The following is an 18,472-nucleotide window of genomic DNA, read 5'->3' on the forward strand; positions in this document are numbered from 1 at the left end:
GTCCACTGTGCAGTTCTCAAACAACGACCAGCCACCCATCACCCCACCACAACGTGGTGAGTGCACTGGGGCCGGCGACTGAAGTACAACGGGCCAGGCCCGTGCCTTCAGACACCCAACAGCGTGCCCGGCCCTCCCCCGCGGTCTGTCACGTTCCACGCCGAAGCAGTACTAGTGAAATCCCTTGAGGAAGTGCCGAATAGTCAACGTTCCACCCATGAGCTGACCGTGCAGAACATTTGCCTGCAATCGGTGCTGTGCTCCTTAGAAAGGAGGTGATCCAGCCGCACCTTCCGGTACGGCTACCTTGTTACGACTTCGTCCCAATCGCCAGTCCCACCTTCGACAGCTCCCTCCCACAAGGGGTTGGGCCACCGGCTTCGGGTGTTACCGACTTTCGTGACGTGACGGGCGGTGTGTACAAGGCCCGGGAACGTATTCACCGCAGCAATGCTGATCTGCGATTACTAGCAACTCCGACTTCATGGGGTCGAGTTGCAGACCCCAATCCGAACTGAGACCGGCTTTTTGAGATTCGCTCCGCCTCGCGGCATCGCAGCTCATTGTACCGGCCATTGTAGCACGTGTGCAGCCCAAGACATAAGGGGCATGATGACTTGACGTCGTCCCCACCTTCCTCCGAGTTGACCCCGGCAGTCTCCTGTGAGTCCCCATCACCCCGAAGGGCATGCTGGCAACACAGAACAAGGGTTGCGCTCGTTGCGGGACTTAACCCAACATCTCACGACACGAGCTGACGACAGCCATGCACCACCTGTATACCGACCACAAGGGGGCGACCATCTCTGGCCGTTTCCGGTATATGTCAAGCCTTGGTAAGGTTCTTCGCGTTGCGTCGAATTAAGCCACATGCTCCGCTGCTTGTGCGGGCCCCCGTCAATTCCTTTGAGTTTTAGCCTTGCGGCCGTACTCCCCAGGCGGGGAACTTAATGCGTTAGCTGCGGCACCGACGACGTGGAATGTCGCCAACACCTAGTTCCCAACGTTTACGGCGTGGACTACCAGGGTATCTAATCCTGTTCGCTCCCCACGCTTTCGCTCCTCAGCGTCAGTAATGGCCCAGAGATCCGCCTTCGCCACCGGTGTTCCTCCTGATATCTGCGCATTTCACCGCTACACCAGGAATTCCGATCTCCCCTACCACACTCTAGCTAGCCCGTATCGAATGCAGACCCGGGGTTAAGCCCCGGGCTTTCACATCCGACGTGACAAGCCGCCTACGAGCTCTTTACGCCCAATAATTCCGGACAACGCTTGCGCCCTACGTATTACCGCGGCTGCTGGCACGTAGTTAGTTAGCGCTTCTTCTGCAGGTACCGTCACTTGCGCTTCTTCCCTGCTGAAAGAGGTTTACAACCCGAAGGCCGTCATCCCTCACGCGGCGTCGCTGCATCAGGCTTTCGCCCATTGTGCAATATTCCCCACTGCTGCCTCCCGTAGGAGTCTGGGCCGTGTCTCAGTCCCAGTGTGGCCGGTCGCCCTCTCAGGCCGGCTACCCGTCGTCGCCTTGGTAGGCCATTACCCCACCAACAAGCTGATAGGCCGCGGGCTCATCCTTCACCGCCGGAGCTTTCCACCCGCCAAGATGCCTCGGCAGGTCGTATCCGGTATTAGACCCCGTTTCCAGGGCTTGTCCCAGAGTGAAGGGCAGATTGCCCACGTGTTACTCACCCGTTCGCCACTAATCCCCACCGAAGTGGTTCATCGTTCGACTTGCATGTGTTAAGCACGCCGCCAGCGTTCGTCCTGAGCCAGGATCAAACTCTCCATGAATGTTTACCGGTAATCCGGTGCACACACACGTAAGAGCGGAACGACCAGGCCGGAATAAGACCAGTCGTCCTCAGCGTCCTCGCTGTGTTGTTGCCTGCCCGTCACATGGACCGGCAGGACTTTTCAAAGGAACCTCCAACCCAACCGACGAGCGGTGGGCCGGGGTTGTCAATCTGGCGTTGACTTTTGGCACGCTGTTGAGTTCTCAAGGTACGGACGCTTCCTTTGTTCCCGTTTCCGGGCCCTCCGGGCGCTTCCTTCGTTTCCGACTCTATCAGATCGTTTTCCGATCCGATTTCCTCGGTGCTTTCCAGGTCTTCGCTTTCGCGCTTCCCTTTCCGGCGGCTCCGACTTTATCAGAAGTTCTGAGTCGGAATTTCCTTCCCGTCCGGGCTCCCGCGTCGATGACGCCGATGACACGCGAAGGTGTCGGGTTCCCGTCTGGAGGAGATGTAAACGTACTGGAGCGGGGCGCCCCGATGCAAATCGAGGGGCCCCGCTCCGGGCGTACGCCGTCAGTACATGACGGGTCGTCAGACCTCGACGACGACCGGCAGGATCATCGGGCGGCGGCGGTAGGTGTCCGAGACCCACTTGCCGACCGAGCGGCGGATCAGCTGCTGGAGCTGGTGGGGCTCGACGACTCCGTCCTGGGCGGACTTGTTCAGCGCCTCTTCGATCTTCGAGAGCGCCGGCGTGAACGCCGAGTCCTCGATGCCGGAGCCGCGGGCCTGGATCGTCGGGCCGCTCACGATCTTGCCGGTGGTCGAGTCGACCACCACGAAGACCGAGATGATGCCCTCGTCGCCGAGGATGCGGCGGTCCTTGAGCGATGCCTCGTTCACGTCGCCGACCGAGAGGCCGTCCACGTACACGTAACCCGCCTGGACCTTGCCGACGATCTTCGCGGCGCCGTCGACCAGGTCGACGACCACGCCGTCCTCGGCGATGACGATGTGGTTCTTCGGAACGCCGGTGAGGGCTCCGAGCTCCGCGTTCGCCCGCAGGTGACGCCATTCGCCGTGGACCGGCATCAGGTTCTTCGGCTTGCAGATGTTGTAGAAGTACAGCAGCTCGCCGGCCGAGGCGTGGCCCGAGACGTGCACCTTGGCGTTGCCCTTGTGGACGACGTTGGCGCCCCAGCGGGTCAGTCCGTTGATCACGCGGTAGACCGCGTTCTCGTTGCCCGGGATCAGGGACGACGCCAGGATCACGGTGTCGCCCTGGACGATCCGGATCTGGTGGTCGCGGTTGGCCATGCGGGACAGGGCCGCCATGGGCTCGCCCTGCGAACCGGTGCAGACGAGCACGACCTCGTCGTCCGGCAGGTCGTCGAGCGTCTTGACGTCGACGATCAGGCCGGCCGGGACGTTGAGGTAGCCGAGGTCGCGCGCGATGCCCATGTTGCGGACCATCGAGCGGCCGACGAAGGCGACCCGGCGACCGTACTCGTGGGCGGCGTCGAGGATCTGCTGGATGCGGTGCACATGGCTGGCGAAGCTGGCCACGATGATCCGCTTGTCCGCGTTGGCGAAGACCGTGCGCAGCACGTTGGAGATGTCCCGCTCCGGCGGTACGAAGCCGGGGACCTCGGCGTTCGTCGAGTCGGAGAGGAGGAGGTCGATGCCTTCCTCGCTCAGCCGGGCGAACGCGTGCAGGTCGGTGAGGCGACCGTCCAGCGGGAGCTGGTCCATCTTGAAGTCGCCGGTGGCGACGGCCAGGCCCGCGGGGGTGCGGATGGCCACCGCGAGGGCGTCCGGGATGGAGTGGTTGACGGCGATGAACTCGCAGTCGAAGGGGCCCAGGCGCTCGCGGTCGCCCTCGGCGACCTCCAGCGTGTACGGGCGGATGCGGTGCTCCTGCAGCTTGGCCTCGATCAGCGCGAGGGTCAGCTTGGAGCCGATCAGCGGGATGTCCGGCTTCTCGCGCAGGAGGTACGGGACACCACCGATGTGGTCCTCGTGGCCGTGCGTGAGCACGATGCCCTCGATGTCGTCGAGGCGGTCCCTGATGCTGCTGAAGTCCGGCAGGATCAGGTCGACGCCCGGCTGCTCCTCCTCGGGGAAGAGGACGCCGCAGTCGACGATGAGCAGGCGACCGCCGTACTCGAAGACGGTCATGTTTCGGCCGATTTCGCCGAGACCGCCGAGGGGGGTGACGCGCAGGCCGTTCTTGGGAAGCTTCGGCGGGGTGCCGAGTTCGGGATGCGGATGACTCAAAAGACTCTCCTCACCACACACGCCACGTACCTCTAAGGCACGTGGCGCGCATGACATTCGTGCACTTGCTGTTGTTTGTTGGGTTCTGCGTATTCAGTTGTGAAGTCTGTGGTGACAGCTTTACCCCGCTGGAGTCAGAGCTGTACCCCGCCGGCCGCAAGATCGATCTTGAGCTGGGCGGTTTCCTCGGCCGTCAGCTCGATCATCGGCAGTCGCAGCGGTCCGCCGGGCAGACCCTGGAGGGCGAGCGCGGCCTTGGTGGTGATCACGCCCTGGGTGCGGAACATGCCCGTGTACACCGGGAGCAGGCGCTGGTGGATCTCGGTGGCCTTCTGGACGTTGCCCGAGAGGTAGGCGTCGAGGAGGGCGCGGAGCTCGGGGGTGACGACATGGCCGACGACCGAGACGAAGCCGACCGCGCCGACCGAGAGCAGCGGCAGGTTGAGCATGTCGTCGCCCGAGTACCAGGCGAGGCCGGAGCGGGCGATGGCCCAGCTGGCGCGGCCCAGGTCACCCTTGGCGTCCTTGTTGGCCACGATACGCGGGTGCTCGGCGAGGCGCACCAGGGTTTCGGTGTCGATCGGGACACCGCTGCGGCCGGGGATGTCGTAGAGCATCACCGGGAGCTCGGTGGCGTCGGCGATGGCCGAGAAGTGCCGGTACAGGCCCTCCTGGGGGGGCTTGTTGTAGTAGGGCGTGACGGCCAGCAGGCCGTGCGCGCCGGAGCGCTCGGCGGTGCGGGCCAGCTCCAGGGTGTGGCGCGTGTCGTTGGTGCCGATGCCGGCGACGACGTGGGCCCGGTCTCCTACCGCTTCCAGTACGGCTCGTACGAGTTGGTCTTTCTCCGCGTCGCTGGTGGTCGGGGACTCGCCGGTGGTGCCGTTGACGATCAGTCCGTCGTTGCCTGCGTCGACCAGATGGACGGCGAGCCGCTGGGCGCCGTCGAGGTCGAGTGCGCCGTCCGCCGTGAAGGGCGTGACCATGGCGGTGAGGACCCGCCCGAAGGGGGTCTGCGGAGTGGAGATCGGAGCCATGGGTAACACGCTACTCGCTGCTCAGCGCAGGGTGTCCCCTCGGGGGACGTGGCAGAGGAGCCCGGCACTGCCTGCTCGGGGGTTCAAGCAGTGCCGGGTCCGTTTGATCAGCCTAGATGAACTTCGCGAAACGCCGCAATACGGACACTTTCCGCGAACTATCCGCACATCTGTGCCCGTGCGGACCGATTCACTCCGTTTGTGCGGACCGATTCACTCCGCTACGGCGCGACGCGACCGTTGGCGTTGAAGGCGGCGTAGGTGAGCGGCATGAGCTTCGCCCACTGCTCCTCCATCTTCTCGCCGACCATCTCGATCTCCCGCTGCGGGAAGGAGGGCACCTTCGCCAGCTCGTGCTGGGTGCGCAGACCCAGGAAGTGCATCAGCGAGCGGGCGTTGCACGTCGCGTACATGGACGAGAACAGGCCGACCGGGAGCACCGCGCGGGCGACCTCGCGGGCGACACCGGCCGCGAGCATCTCCTGGTACGCCTCGTACGCCTGGCGGTAGGAGTCCTCCATCGCGCGGGTCGCGAGCTCCTGCTGGGCCTCGGTGCCGTCGACGAACTCGTACTTGCCGGGGCGGCCCTGCTGGACCAGCTTGCGGTCGGCGCCCGGGACGTAGAAGACCGGCTGGAGCTCCCGGTAGCGGCCCGACTCCTCGTTGTACGACCAGCCCACGCGGTGCCGCATGAACTCGCGGAACACGAAGATCGGGGCACTGATGAAGAACGTCATCGAGTTGTGCTCGAAGGGGCTGCCGTGCCGGTCCCGCATCAGGTAGTTGATCAGGCCCCGCGAGCGCTCGGGGTCCTTCTGCAGCTCCTCCAGGGACTGCTCGCCGGCGGTCGAGACGCGGGCGGCCCAGAGCACGTCGGAGTCACCGGCGGTGTGCTTCACCAGCTCGACGGTGATGTCACTGCGGAAGCTGGGCTTGAGGTCTGCGGCGGGGGTGTCGGTCACCGACGGGTCCTTCCAGTTGTTGCGGCGCGACCACTCTACGGCCCGGCACCGACAACCCCGGCCCTGACGAACTGTCAAAGAATTGTTCGGCCAATTCGGGGAATTCGGGCACCATCCGTCAACTCCGTGCGTCTGTACCAGTAGACGCATCCGCCCTGAATCTCCCCTCGCCTCTCACATCAAGGAGCAGCCCCTCATGTTGCGCCGGCGCACGCCCGTCCGGTCCGTTCCCTTCGCCTTCGTCGCGGAGGCCGACCGGTTCCGCAGCAATGTCACCCCACCGCCCCGCGAGCGGCTGGGCGCCGGGCGAATAGTGGGCCGTACGCTGGTCGGGCTCACCGTGGTGGCCGGTCTCGCGGGCTCGCTGCTGTTCGGGCTGCCCGCGCTGTCGCCGAGCGAGGCGCCGGGCCACTCCCAGCAGTCCCAGGCGTCCGACGGCCGCTGACGCGCCCCCGGGGACCCGCCACCACCCGAATGGGCTGGGAGGCGCGCCCCGCGACCCCCCGAAGGTGGTCGTGCGTCGGCCTCCTGGGTAGCCTCACCGGGCACAGCCAATCGAGCGTGCTTGTGAGTGAGGATCAGTCGTGCCCCTGCCCTTCCTGACGGCCGACCGCGCATTCGATGCGCCCGCCGACGGCGACCGTGTAGCGCTGCCGTTCGACGACCACGACCAGTGGCGGCGCCCCTACCGCCCGGGCCCCTGGCGGGTCGGAGCGGCGGCGGTGATGCTGCTGCTCGCCTCGTTCGTCCTGCTCGCCGCAGTGATCATCGCGTTCACCGGTGGTCCGGCGGCGGCGGTCGCGGTCCTGGTGATCGCCCTCGCGGTGATCACGTCGGCGCTGAGACTGCTGCGCATGGGCGTCTGGGTCAGCGGGGCCGGTCTGCGCCGGGTGGGCTTCCTGCGCACCACGACGCTGCCGTGGCAGCAGATCACGGACGTACGGACGGTCCAGCAGCCGGTGCGCTGGCTCGGGCTGCCGCGCACCGTGCAGGGTCAGGCGCTGCTCGCCTCCCGGCCCGGCGGCGCGGTGCTGCCGGTGCTGTTCACCGACCACAACGCGGACTTCCTGTCCCGGGTGGAGGCGTTCGACCGGGCGGCGGACACGGTGGAGGCGTGGGGCGCGGAGTACGGACGCCCCTGACGCCGCGGCGTCATCGGAGGAACGGGTGAGGGGCGGGCCGTGCGGCCCCGCCCCTCACCCGTCTCCCACGGCCGTCCTACTCCGCCTCGCGGAGCGTGATCGCCCGCTGCATGGCCTTGCGGGCCCGGGGGGTGTCCCGGGCGTCCTGATAGGCGACGGCGAGGCGGAACCAGCAGCGCCAGTCGTTCGGCGCGTCCTCCGTCTCGGCCTTGCGGCGGGCGAAGACCGCGTCGGCCGAGTCCCGGTCGATGCGCCCGCCGGGGGTGCGGACCAGTTCGTCGACCGGCAGCCCGCCCTCGGCCTCCAGCTCGGCGGCCAGGGCGTTGGCCCGGGTCACGAAGCGGGTGTTGGCCCAGAGGAACCAGATGCCGATCAGCGGCAGCACCAGGACGGCGATCCCCATGGTGACGGTGATCAGCTTGCCGTCCTGGATGAGCATCACGCCGCGGCTGCCGACCAGGACGAAGTAGAAGACCAGGACGGCGGCCGTGAGGAAGTAAGTGATCTTTGCGCGCATGACCGGCAGTCCAGCTCAGTTCAGGTCGAGGAAGTGTTCCAGCCCGAAGGTCAGGCCGGGAGTGGAGACCACGCGGCGCGCGCCGAGCAGGATGCCCGGCATGAAGCTGCTGTGGTGGAGCGAGTCATGACGGATCGTCAGGGTCTCGCCCTCGGTTCCCAGGAGCACCTCCTGGTGGGCCAGCAGACCGCGCAGCCGGACCGCGTGGACGGGGACGCCGTCGACGTCCGCGCCGCGCGCCCCGTCCAGCCCCGTCGCCGTGGCGTCCGGCGCGGGGCCGACGCCCGCCTCGGCGCGGGCGGCGGCGATCAGCTGCGCGGTGCGCGTGGCGGTGCCGGACGGCGCGTCCACCTTGTTCGGGTGGTGCAGCTCGACGACCTCGACGGACTCGAAGTAGGGGGCGGCGAGCTGGGCGAACTTCATGGTCAGGACGGCGCCGATGGAGAAGTTCGGCGCGATGAGCACACCGGTGGACGGCGAGCCGTCCAGCCAGGTGGTGAGCTGTGCGAGGCGGTCCTCGGTCCAGCCGGTGGTGCCGACGACCGCGTGCATGCCGTGGCGCACGCAGAAGTCGAGGTTGCCCATGACCGAGGCCGGGGTGGTCAGCTCGACCACCACCTGGGCGCCCGCGTCGGCGAGCGTCTCCAGTTTGTCGCCCCGGCCCAGCGCGGCCACCAGCTCCATGTCCTCGGCCGCTTCCACGGCCCGTACCGCCTCGGAGCCGATCCGGCCCTTGGCGCCGAGGACCGCCACGCGCAGCTTGCTCATGCTTGCTTCCTTACGTCCTTGCGTACGGGTCAGGAGACCGCTTCATGGAGGCGGTCGGCCTGCTTGTCCTTCAGCGGGCCGATGACGGACAGCGAGGGACGCTGCCCCAGCACATCACGGGCCACCTCGCGGACCTCGTCCGGGGTGACCGCGGCTATCCGGGCCAGCATGTCGTCGACCGACATCTGGTCGCCCCAGCACAGCTCGCTCTTGCCGATACGGTTCATCAGCGCGCCGGTGTCCTCCAGGCCGAGGACGGTCGAGCCGGAGAGCTGGCCGACCGCGCGGCCGATCTCGTCGTCGGACAGGCCGTCGGAGGCGACCCGGTCCAGTTCGTCCCGGCAGATCTTGAGGACGTCGTGGACCTGGCTGGGCCGGCAGCCCGCGTACACGCCGAAGAGTCCGCAGTCGGCGAAGCCCGAGGTGTACGAGTACACGCTGTAGGCCAGGCCGCGCTTCTCCCGGACCTCCTGGAAGAGCCGGGAGGACATCCCGCCGCCCAGGGCCGTGTTCAGCACGCCGAGCGCCCAGCGGCGCTCGTCGGTGCGGGACAGGCCCGGCATGCCGAGGACCACGTGCGCCTGCTCGGTGCGGCGGTTGAGCAGCTCGACGCGGCCCGCCGCCTTCAGGGTGCGCGAGCCCTCGCGCGGGGCGACCGGAAGGGCGTCCGGGCGCGAGAGCGCGCCCGCCTTCTCGAAGGCCCGGCGGACCTGGCGCACCACGGTGGCGTGGTCGACGTTTCCGGCGGCGGCCACGACCAGGTGGCGCGGGTCGTAGTGCTTCTTGTAGAAGCGCGCGATCTGCGCCCGGGTGAGCGAGTTGATCGTGTCGACCGTGCCGAGGACCGGGCGGCCCAGCGGGGTGTCGCCGAGCATGGTGTGCGCGAACAGGTCGTGCACGCAGTCGCCCGGGTCGTCCTCGGTCATCGCGATCTCTTCGAGGATCACTCCGCGTTCGGCGTCCACGTCCTCTTCGAGGATCAGGGAGCCGGTCAGCATGTCGCAGACGACGTCGATGGCCAACGGCAGGTCGGTGTCGAGCACGCGCGCGTAGTAGCAGGTGTACTCCTTCGCCGTGAAGGCGTTCATCTCGCCGCCGACCGCGTCGAGCGCGGCGGAGATGTCCAGGGCGCTGCGCTTGCGCGTGCCCTTGAAGAGGAGGTGCTCCAGGTAGTGCGTCGCGCCGTTCAGCGTGGGCGTCTCGTCGCGGGAGCCGACCTGGACCCAGATGCCGAAGGTCGCCGACCGTACGGAGGGCAGCGTCTCGGTGACGACGCGCAGACCGCCGGGCAGGGTCGTGCGGCGCACGGTGCCGATGCCGTTGGTGCCCTTGAGAAGCGTTTGGGTACGGGCGACGGCCCGCGCCTCCGAAGAGGTGCGGGCCGTCGCCTTGGAGCTACGGGACGTCACTTGTCGGTGTCGTCCTTCGTCTCGTCGCCTTCTTCGCCCTCGATGACCGGGATCAGGGAGAGCTTGCCGCGGGAGTCGATCTCGGCGATCTCGACCTGGACCTTGGAGCCCACCGCGAGCACGTCCTCGACGTTCTCCACGCGCTTGCCACCGGCGAGCTTGCGGATCTGCGAGATGTGCAGCAGGCCGTCCTTGCCCGGGAGCAGGGACACGAACGCACCGAAGGTGGTGGTCTTGACGACCGTACCCAGGTAGCGCTCGCCGACCTCCGGCATGGTCGGGTTGGCGATGCCGTTGATCGTGGCGCGGGCGGCCTCGGCCTGCGAGCCGACCTGGGCACCGATGTAGATGGTGCCGTCGTCCTCGATCGTGATCTCGGCGCCGGTGTCCTCCTGGATCTGGTTGATCATCTTGCCCTTGGGGCCGATGACCTCACCGATCTTGTCCACCGGGATCTTGACGGTGATGATCCGCGGGGCGTTCGGGGACATCTCGTCCGGCGTGTCGATCGCTTCCATCATCACGTCGAGGATGTGGAGGCGGGCGTCGCGGGCCTGCTTGAGGGCCGCGGCCAGGACGGAGGCCGGGATGCCGTCCAGCTTGGTGTCGAGCTGGAGGGCGGTGACGAACTCCTTGGTGCCGGCGACCTTGAAGTCCATGTCGCCGAAGGCGTCCTCCGCACCGAGGATGTCGGTGAGGGCGACGTAGTGCGTCTCGCCGTCGATCTCCTGGGAGATCAGACCCATGGCGATGCCGGCGACGGGGGCCTTGAGCGGCACACCGGCGTTCAGCAGCGACATGGTGGAGGCGCAGACCGAGCCCATCGACGTCGAGCCGTTGGAGCCGAGGGCCTCGGACACCTGGCGGATCGCGTAGGGGAACTCCTCGCGCGTCGGCAGCACCGGCACGATGGCGCGCTCGGCGAGCGCGCCATGGCCGATCTCGCGGCGCTTGGGCGAGCCCACGCGGCCGGTCTCACCGACGGAGTACGGCGGGAAGTTGTAGTTGTGCATGTAGCGCTTGCGGGTCACCGGGGAGAGGGTGTCCAGCTGCTGCTCCATCCGGAGCATGTTGAGGGTGGTGACGCCCAGGATCTGGGTCTCGCCACGCTCGAACAGCGCCGAGCCGTGCACGCGCGGGATGGCCTCGACCTCGGCGGCCAGGGTACGGATGTCCGTGATCCCGCGGCCGTCGATGCGGACCTTGTCCTTGATGACGCGCTCGCGGACCAGCTTCTTGGTCAGCGCGCGGTAGGCGGCGGAGATCTCCTTCTCGCGGCCCTCGAAGGCCGGGAGCAGCTTCTCGGCGGCCAGCTCCTTGACGCGGTCCAGCTCGGCCTCGCGGTCCTGCTTGCCCGCGATGGTGAGCGCCTGGGCGAGCTCGCCCTTGACGGCGGTGGCCAGCGCCTCCAGGACGTCGTCCTGGTAGTCGAGGAAGACCGGGAACTCGCCGGTCGGCTTCGCGGCCTTGGCGGCGAGGTCGGCCTGGGCCTTGCAGAGCACCTTGATGAAGGGCTTCGCGGCGTCCAGACCGGCGGCGACGACCTCCTCGGTCGGCGCCTCGGCGCCGCCCTTGACCAGCTGGATGGTCTTCTCGGTGGCCTCGGCCTCGACCATCATGATCGCGACGTCGCCGTCCTCCAGGGCGCGGCCCGCGACGACCATGTCGAAGACGGCGTCCTCGAGCTCGGTGTGCGTCGGGAAGGCGACCCACTGGCCGTTGATCAGCGCGACGCGGACGCCGCCGATCGGGCCGGAGAAGGGCAGACCGGCCAGCTGGGTGGACGCGGACGCGGCGTTGATCGCGACGACGTCGTACAGGTGGTCGGGGTTGAGCGCCATGATCGTGGCGACGACCTGGATCTCGTTGCGCAGGCCCTTCTTGAAGGACGGGCGCAGCGGGCGGTCGATCAGGCGGCAGGTGAGGATCGCGTCCTCGGAGGGGCGGCCCTCACGGCGGAAGAAGGAGCCGGGGATCTTGCCGGCCGCGTACATCCGCTCCTCGACGTCCACCGTCAGGGGGAAGAAGTCGAGCTGGTCCTTGGGCTTCTTGGACGCGGACGTGGCCGAGAGGACCATCGTGTCGTCGTCCAGGTACGCGACGGCGGAGCCGGCGGCCTGCTTGGCCAGGCGGCCCGTCTCGAAGCGGATGGTGCGGGTGCCGAAGGAACCGTTGTCAATAACGGCCTCGGCGTAGTGGGTCTCGTTCTCCACTAGCGTTTTCTCCGATACTCATCGTCTTTCGTCCCCGGGCCCGTGTGGCGGGGGGACGGTGGCGGAGAAGCGCTCCTTGGCTGCGGGCCGGTCTTCGATCGAAGCATCCGGGGGCGTTGTCTCCCCGGAGGCCACTACCGAGGACCGGCGGCGGGAGGAGGGCTTCTCGCTCATGGGGTGGTGCGTCGTACGACCAGAGTACTGAGCGTCCGGTACGTCCCGCACGTACAGCAAAGGGAGCGGCCCCCTAATAGGTGGGAACCGCTCCCTTCACGGCGACTTACTTGGCGCCGCCGGCCGCACCGCGGCGGATGCCCAGGCGGTCGACCAGCGTACGGAAGCGCTGGATGTCCTTCTTGGCCAGGTACTGCAGCAGGCGGCGGCGCTGGCCGACCAGGATCAGCAGACCACGACGGGAGTGGTGGTCGTGCTTGTGCGTCTTGAGGTGCTCGGTCAGGTCCGAGATGCGGCGCGAGAGCATGGCGACCTGGACCTCGGGGGAGCCGGTGTCGCCCTCCTTCTGACCGAACTCGGACATGATCTGCTTCTTCGTAGCGGCGTCGAGAGACACTCGGTACTCCTCGTAGTCGAAATGTGCCGCCGAGTGCCCCTGGTCTTGGTCTCAGGGGAGCTTCCGTTACTCGGGAGGCGGGGATCCGCTGGGCGCAGCCTCCAGAGGGACTCCGAAGACGCGTACACAAACGGCCGTCACACAGCGTACCAGTACGGCGGGACTCGTCCGATCGGGGGTCCGCCGCCCCCGGGGCGCCTCCCGCGGCCCCCGGTCAGCCGCTGGTGAGCGAGCGCGCCCGGTCGAAGACGTCCAGGACGGCCAGGCAGAGCGGGACCAGCGAGAGCAGGACGGCGCCCTCGGCCAGGTCCAGGGTGCGGCCCCAGAACGGGGAGAGCCCCTTCTTGGGGATGATCAGCCCGATGGCGGTGATCAGCGCGGCCCCGGCGGCGACGGCCGCGGAGAGCCAGATCGTCCGGATGTCCAGGGAGCCGCGGTCGCCGTAGCGGACGAAGTCGTACAGGAGGTCGCCGGGCGGGTTCAGGGAGAGGCCCAGCACCAGCAGCGCGATCGCGGCGAGGCCGGCCACCAGGACGCAGGCGACCTGCGAGGTGTAGCGGAAGAGCCGGGCGCGCAGCAGCATGGCGAGCCCGGCGGTCAGGGCGAGCAGCTGGCCGTACAGGTTGTCGGAGAAGCCGAGGACGGCGGCGGAGCCGACCACGACCGCCGCGCAGCCGCCGACCAGGCCGAGCAGCATCTCGTGGCCGCGCCGGGCCTGGGCGGCGATGCGCTCGGCGTCCACGGGGCGGGGCTCGGGCGCGGAGCTGGGCTCGGCGCCGAAGTCGTCGGCGGCGGCGCTGCGCGGCGAGGCGTAGCCGATGGGGAGCCGGGCGAAGCGGGCGGAGAGGCCGGGCAGGAAGGCGACCAGGCCGATGGCGACGGGCGCGCAGACCGCGGCCGTACGGGTGGCGCTGGCCTCGGTGAGGATGGCCACGAAGGTGGCGAGCGTGCCGGTGGCGGCGAGGAAGGTGGCCGCCACGAAGGGGGCGTCGCCGCTCGGGGTGAGGGCCACCAGGGCGACCGAGGCGACCAGGACGGTCACGCAGCCGAGCAGGAACTGGAGCTTTCCGGGTCCCTCCCCGCTGTCCGGGCCGATGATCCCGGACCCCGCGATCAGGAGCAGCGGCAGCGCGCCCAGGCCCAGGGCCACGGCGCTGGAGCGGTCGGCGTAGACGCGGGCGCGCACCCCGGCGAAGGCGGTGAGGAGCAGTCCGGCCGAGCCCGCGATGATGCCGGGCAGGCCGTGCATGTCGTGGTCGACCGGGTCCGCGTACCAGAGGACGAAGCCCATCAGGACGAGCAGCAGGACGCCGCCGACGAGGCCCGCGCCGCGCAGCAGGTCGTCGCTCCACAGATGGCGGTCGCGGGTGACGGCGGAGGCGACGGCGTCGGAGACGTCGTCGAAGACGGCCGGGGGCAGCGACTCGGCGAACGGGCGCAGGCTGAGCAGCTCGCCGTCCAGGACCTGCTGGGCGGCCAGGGTGCGGGCGCCGTCGAGGACGGTGCCGTCGCGGCGCACCAGGTGGTAGCCGGTGGGGGCGCCCGCGGGCTGGGTCTGTCCGGTGAGCCGGAGGATCTCCGGATACACGTCGGCGACGGCGATGTCCTCCGGGAGGGCCACATCGATGCGGCTGTCGGGCGCCACGACGGTGACCCGGCAGAAGCCCGTCGCTGCGGTCGTACTCACGTTGGTGGACCCCCTGATTCGCGGTTGCGCACACTGCGCGCGCCACCCTACCGGGCGCCGGTGTCACAGGCTGCAAGTAGGATCACCGTCGCGTGCGGGGAGTCCCCACGGATCAGCGGTGCGGGGGCGCCGGTACGCAAGTGACCGTCCGTATTGAGGGATTGATGCTCCGGTGAGCCAGATCGTCGTCAAACGCCCGCCGCGGTCCCTGCCGCCCGAAGTCTCCTCGGACGAGCTGCGGCTGGAGGCCCCGCCGGAGCTGCCGCGCGGACAGCAGGAGTCCGTGCTGATGCAGCTGCTGCCGATGCTCGGCATGGGCTCGTCGGTGGTGTTCTTCTTCATGCCCAACTCGGCGCCGTTCATGAAGATCATGGGCGCGCTGATGCTGGTGTCGACGGTGTCGATGGTCATCGCGCAGGTGGTGAAGTTCCGCCGCGGTGCGCAGGGGCAAATGGCAGATGTCCGACGTGACTACCTCAAGTACCTCGCCCAGACCCGGCGTGCGGTGCGCAAGACCGCGCGCCGCCAGCGCGACGCCCAGCTGTATCTGCACCCGGCGCCCGAGCAGTTGTGGTCGGTCGTCGCGGAGGGGTCGCGGGTCTGGGAGCGCCGGGTCGGCGACGACGACTTCGGGCAGGCCCGGATCGGGCTCGGCGCCCAGCAGCTGTCCACCCCGCTGATAGCGCCCGAGACGGCGCCGGTGGACGAGCTGGAACCGCTGTGCGCGGGCGCGATGCAGCAGTTCCTGGCGGTGCACGGCTCGCTGGACGGGCTGCCGATGGCGGTCTCGATGCGCGCGTTCTACCACGTGACGGTCTCCGGCGAGGCGGAGTCCGCCCAGTCGGCGGCGCGCGCGCTCGTCGCCCAGCTGGTCACGCTGCACTCCCCCGACGACCTGATGGTCGCGGTGGTCGCGGCGCCGGGCGCGGTGGGGCGCTGGGACTGGACGAAGTGGCTGCCGCACACCCAGCTGCCCGGCCAGGTCGACGGGGCCGGCACCAAGCGGCTGTTCGGCGACGACCTGGGCGAGCTGGAACTGCTGCTGCACAGCAGGCTGGACGGGCGGCCCCGGTTCAGCCGGGACAACCTGCCGGTCCTGGACCAGCCGCACCTCGTGGTGGTCCTCGACGGCGGGATGGTGCCGCCGGACTCGATGTTCGCCGCCGCCGAGGGGCTGCAGGGCGTCACCATCGTCGAGGTGGTGCCGGGCGAGCTCGACGAGCCGCGCGGCGGCCTGTCGGTGGTGGTGCGGCCGGGCAGGCTGCGCCTGGAGTCGGGCTTCGGCCTGGCGTACGAGGGGCTGCCCGACCAGATGTCGCTGCCGGCCGCCGAGGCTCTGGCCCGCCAGCTCGCCCCGCTGCAGATGGGCGGCGGTGACGACGACGAGCCGCTGCTGGCCAACCTCGACTTCACGGACCTGCTGAACCTGGGCGACGCGGGCTCCATCGACGTGGCTCGCACCTGGCGCCCGCGCTCCACGGCCGAGCGGCTGCGGGTGCCGATCGGCGTCGGCGAGGACGGCCAGCCGGTGATGCTGGACCTCAAGGAGGCCGCCCAGGAGGGCATGGGCCCGCACGGCCTGTGCGTGGGCGCGACCGGCTCCGGCAAGTCGGAGCTGCTGCGCACCCTGGTGCTCGGCCTCGCCGTCACCCACACCTCGGAGACGCTGAACTTCGTCCTCGCCGACTTCAAGGGCGGCGCGACCTTCACCGGCATGTCCCAGATGCCGCACGTGGCGGCGGTCATCACCAACCTGGCGGACGACCTCACCCTGGTCGACCGCATGGGCGACGCGATCCGCGGCGAGCTCCAGCGCCGCCAGGAGCTGCTGCGCTCGGCGGGCAACTACGCCAACATGCACGACTACGAGAAGGCGCGCGCCGCGGGCGCCCCGCTGGAGCCGCTGGCCTCGCTGGTCCTGGTGATCGACGAGTTCTCCGAACTCCTCACCGCCAAGCCCGACTTCATCGACATGTTCATCCAGATCGGCCGCATCGGCCGCTCCCTGGGCGTGCACCTGCTGCTCGCCTCGCAGCGCCTGGAGGAGGGCAAGCTGCGCGGCCTCGACACGTACCTCTCGTACCGGGTGGGTCTGCGCACCTTCTCGGCGGCCGAGTCGCGCACCGCGCTGGGCGTGCCCGACGCCTACCACCTGCCGTCGGTGCCGGGCTCGGGCTACCTCAAGTTCGGCACGGACGAAATGGTCCGCTTCAAGGCGGCGTACGTGTCGGGCACCTACCGCTCCGGCGGCCCCGGCCTCACCGTGGGCCCGCTGCCGATCGAGCGGCGCCCCGCGCTGTTCACGGCCGCCCCGGTGCCGGTCGTCTACGCGGCGCCGGACCCGGCGGCCCTCACCGCGCCGGGCGAGGACGACGCGCTCGCCGACACCGTGCTCGACGTGATCGTGCGGCGTCTGGAGGGCCAGGGCGTGCCCGCCCACCAGGTATGGCTGCCGCCGCTGGACGACGCGCCCTCTCTGGACCAGCTGCTGCCGGGCATCTCGGCGAGCGCGGAGCGCGGGCTGAACGCGGCGGAGTACACCCGCCCCGGCGGTCTGATCGTGCCGCTCGGCCTCATCGACAAGCCCTTCGAGCAGCGCCGCGAGGTGCTCTACCGGGACTTCTCCGGCGCGGCCGGCCACATGCTGGTGGTGGGCGGCCCGCAGTCCGGCAAGTCGACCCTGATGCGTACGCTGATCTCCTCGTTCGCCCTCACCCACACCCCGCACGAAGTGCAGTTCTACGGGCTGGACTTCGGCGGTGGCGGACTGTCGGCCGTGGCCGACCTGCCGCACGTGGGCGGCATCGCCTCCCGCCTCGACCCCGAGCGGGTGCGGCGCACGGTGGCGGAGGTCGCGGGCGTGCTCAACCGGCGCGAGGAGTTCTTCCGCGCCAACGGCATCGACTCCATCGCCACCTACCGGCGCCGCCGGGCCGCCGGTGACCTGCCGGGCGAGGCGTGGGGCGACGTGTTCCTGGTCATCGACGGCTGGGGCGCGTTCCGCGGCGACTACGAGATGCTCGACGGCGTCGTCCAGGACATCGCGGGCCGCGGCCTCGGCTACGGCATCCACGTGATCCTCACCGCCTCCCGCTACATGGAGGTGCGCGCCGCGCTCAAGGACCAGATCCTGGGCCGGCTCGAACTGCGCCTCGGCGACTCGATGGACTCCGAGTTCGACCGCCGGGTCGCGGCCAACGTGCCGGTGGGCATGCCGGGCCGCGGCCAGGTCGCGGAGAAGCTGCACTTCATGGCGGCGCTGCCGCGGGTGGACGGCTCCTGCGACGCGGACACGCTGTCCGGGGCGACCGAGGCGTTCGTCGCCTCGGCCAAGGAGGCGTGGCAGGGCCCGGCCGCGCCGACCGTGCGGCTGCTCCCCCGCAGGCTCCCGGCCGACCAGCTGCCCAAGGGCTTCGAGTATCCGCAGCACGGCGTGGCGATCGGCATCGACGAGACCAATCTGGAGCCGGTGTTCGTCGACTTCGAGACGGACCCCTTCTTCCTGGTCTTCGGCGAGAGCGAGTCGGGCAAGACGGCGCTGCTGCGCCACCTCGCCCAGAAGATCTCCGAGCGGTACTCGCCGGACGAGGCGAAGATCGTCGTCGGTGACTACCGCCGCTCGCTCCTGGACGCGGTCCCGCAGACCCATCTGCTCGAATACGCGCCGCTGTCCAGCGCGCTGGAGATGCACATGAACGCGCTGGCGGACCTGATGGTCCGCCGCCAGCCCCCGGCCGACGTCACCCCGCAGCAGCTGCGCGACCGCTCCTGGTGGACCGGCCCGCAGGTCTTCATCATCGTCGACGACTACGAGCTGGTGTCGACGAACGCGGGCAACCCGCTGTCGGTCATGGTGGAGAACCTGCCGTTCTCCCGGGACGTGGGCGTGCGCTTCATCATCGCCCGCAGCGCGGCGGGCGCCTCGCGCTCGATGTACGAGTCGTTCATGCAGCGCATCAAGGAGCTGGGCGCGCAGGGCGTGGTCCTGTCCGGCGACCCGAACGAGGGCGATGTGCTCGGCAACGTCCGCCCCCGGCCGATGCCGCAGGGCCGCGGCTACTTCGTCTCCCGCAAGCGCGGCACCCCGCTGGTGCAGCTGGGCTGGCTCCCGGAGAACTGAGGAGGGCCCGGCCGTGAGTGGAGGCCGGGCCATGGG

General features: G+C 69.2%; 12 protein-coding genes and 1 rRNA gene. 3 read left to right on the forward strand and 10 right to left on the reverse strand.

Translation table 11 applies throughout. The features are described 5' to 3' along the window. Positions 1–268: 268 nt before the first annotated feature. From AB5J87_RS09505 to thyX, 4 genes are all read right to left on the reverse strand, one after another. Positions 269–1,794 (reverse strand): 16S ribosomal RNA (locus AB5J87_RS09505). 533 nt (positions 1,795–2,327) lie between these two features. Then, the gene (locus tag AB5J87_RS09510; protein WP_369375945.1) at positions 2,328–4,013 is read right to left on the reverse strand and encodes a ribonuclease J; all 1,686 of its coding nucleotides are present in this window, start codon (positions 4,011–4,013) and stop codon (positions 2,328–2,330) included. A gap of 134 nt (positions 4,014–4,147) precedes the next feature. Then, a complete protein-coding gene (dapA, locus tag AB5J87_RS09515; protein ID WP_369375946.1) occupies positions 4,148–5,047 on the reverse strand; it encodes a 4-hydroxy-tetrahydrodipicolinate synthase in 900 nt (299 codons plus the stop codon). A gap of 221 nt (positions 5,048–5,268) precedes the next feature. Next, positions 5,269–6,009 (reverse strand): FAD-dependent thymidylate synthase, encoded by a 741-nt coding sequence (thyX, locus tag AB5J87_RS09520; RefSeq protein ID WP_369375947.1) that lies wholly within the window; start codon positions 6,007–6,009, stop codon positions 5,269–5,271. A 196-nt stretch (positions 6,010–6,205) separates the two neighbouring features. Between thyX and AB5J87_RS09525 the strand changes: the two genes are divergently transcribed. Together AB5J87_RS09525 and AB5J87_RS09530 are read left to right on the forward strand one after the other, a co-directional pair. Beyond that, on the forward strand, positions 6,206–6,454 hold the full coding sequence (locus tag AB5J87_RS09525; RefSeq protein ID WP_369375948.1) for a hypothetical protein: 249 nt from the start codon (positions 6,206–6,208) through the stop codon (positions 6,452–6,454). A 139-nt stretch (positions 6,455–6,593) separates the two neighbouring features. Beyond that, the gene (locus tag AB5J87_RS09530) at positions 6,594–7,151 is read left to right on the forward strand and encodes a PH domain-containing protein (RefSeq protein WP_369375949.1); all 558 of its coding nucleotides are present in this window, start codon (positions 6,594–6,596) and stop codon (positions 7,149–7,151) included. Positions 7,152–7,227: 76 nt separating this feature from the next. Here AB5J87_RS09530 and AB5J87_RS09535 read toward each other — a convergent pair whose 3' ends face one another. The 6 genes from AB5J87_RS09535 to eccD all read right to left on the reverse strand — a co-directional run bounded on the left by AB5J87_RS09535 (position 7,228) and on the right by eccD (position 14,316). Further along, on the reverse strand, positions 7,228–7,668 hold the full coding sequence (locus tag AB5J87_RS09535) for a hypothetical protein (protein WP_369375950.1): 441 nt from the start codon (positions 7,666–7,668) through the stop codon (positions 7,228–7,230). Between the two features lie 15 nt (positions 7,669–7,683). Beyond that, on the reverse strand, positions 7,684–8,436 hold the full coding sequence (gene dapB, locus AB5J87_RS09540) for a 4-hydroxy-tetrahydrodipicolinate reductase (RefSeq protein WP_369375951.1): 753 nt from the start codon (positions 8,434–8,436) through the stop codon (positions 7,684–7,686). A 29-nt stretch (positions 8,437–8,465) separates the two neighbouring features. Further along, the gene (locus AB5J87_RS09545; protein ID WP_369375952.1) at positions 8,466–9,845 is read right to left on the reverse strand and encodes a M16 family metallopeptidase; all 1,380 of its coding nucleotides are present in this window, start codon (positions 9,843–9,845) and stop codon (positions 8,466–8,468) included. Beyond that, positions 9,842–12,058, reverse strand: a complete 2,217-nt coding sequence (locus AB5J87_RS09550) for a polyribonucleotide nucleotidyltransferase (protein WP_369375953.1) — start codon at positions 12,056–12,058, stop codon at positions 9,842–9,844. The genes AB5J87_RS09545 and AB5J87_RS09550 overlap by 4 nt, the downstream gene beginning before the upstream one ends. A gap of 280 nt (positions 12,059–12,338) precedes the next feature. Then, positions 12,339–12,629, reverse strand: coding sequence for a 30S ribosomal protein S15 (gene rpsO / locus AB5J87_RS09555; protein ID WP_344078972.1), 291 nt, complete (start codon positions 12,627–12,629; stop codon positions 12,339–12,341). 214 nt (positions 12,630–12,843) lie between these two features. Further along, on the reverse strand, positions 12,844–14,316 hold the full coding sequence (gene eccD / locus AB5J87_RS09560) for a type VII secretion integral membrane protein EccD (RefSeq protein ID WP_369375954.1): 1,473 nt from the start codon (positions 14,314–14,316) through the stop codon (positions 12,844–12,846). Between the two features lie 172 nt (positions 14,317–14,488). Here eccD and eccCa point away from each other — a divergent pair, with 172 nt between their 5' ends. Beyond that, the gene (gene eccCa, locus AB5J87_RS09565; protein WP_369375955.1) at positions 14,489–18,436 is read left to right on the forward strand and encodes a type VII secretion protein EccCa; all 3,948 of its coding nucleotides are present in this window, start codon (positions 14,489–14,491) and stop codon (positions 18,434–18,436) included. The last annotated feature ends 36 nt before the right edge of the window (positions 18,437–18,472 follow it).

The sequence above is a fragment of the Streptomyces sp. cg36 genome (genome assembly GCF_041080675.1).
Taxonomy (GTDB): domain Bacteria; phylum Actinomycetota; class Actinomycetes; order Streptomycetales; family Streptomycetaceae; genus Streptomyces.

Bases quoted from the DNA above. Each gene is read 5' to 3' on its own strand.
- dapA (WP_369375946.1), bottom strand. From the start codon at position 5,047: ATGGCTCCGATCTCCACTCCGCAGACCCCCTTCGGGCGGGTCCTCACC.
- AB5J87_RS09525 (WP_369375948.1), top strand. From the start codon at position 6,206: ATGTTGCGCCGGCGCACGCCCGTCCGGTCCGTTCCCTTCGCCTTCGTC.
- AB5J87_RS09535 (WP_369375950.1), bottom strand. From the start codon at position 7,668: ATGCGCGCAAAGATCACTTACTTCCTCACGGCCGCCGTCCTGGTCTTC.
- dapB (WP_369375951.1), bottom strand. From the start codon at position 8,436: ATGAGCAAGCTGCGCGTGGCGGTCCTCGGCGCCAAGGGCCGGATCGGC.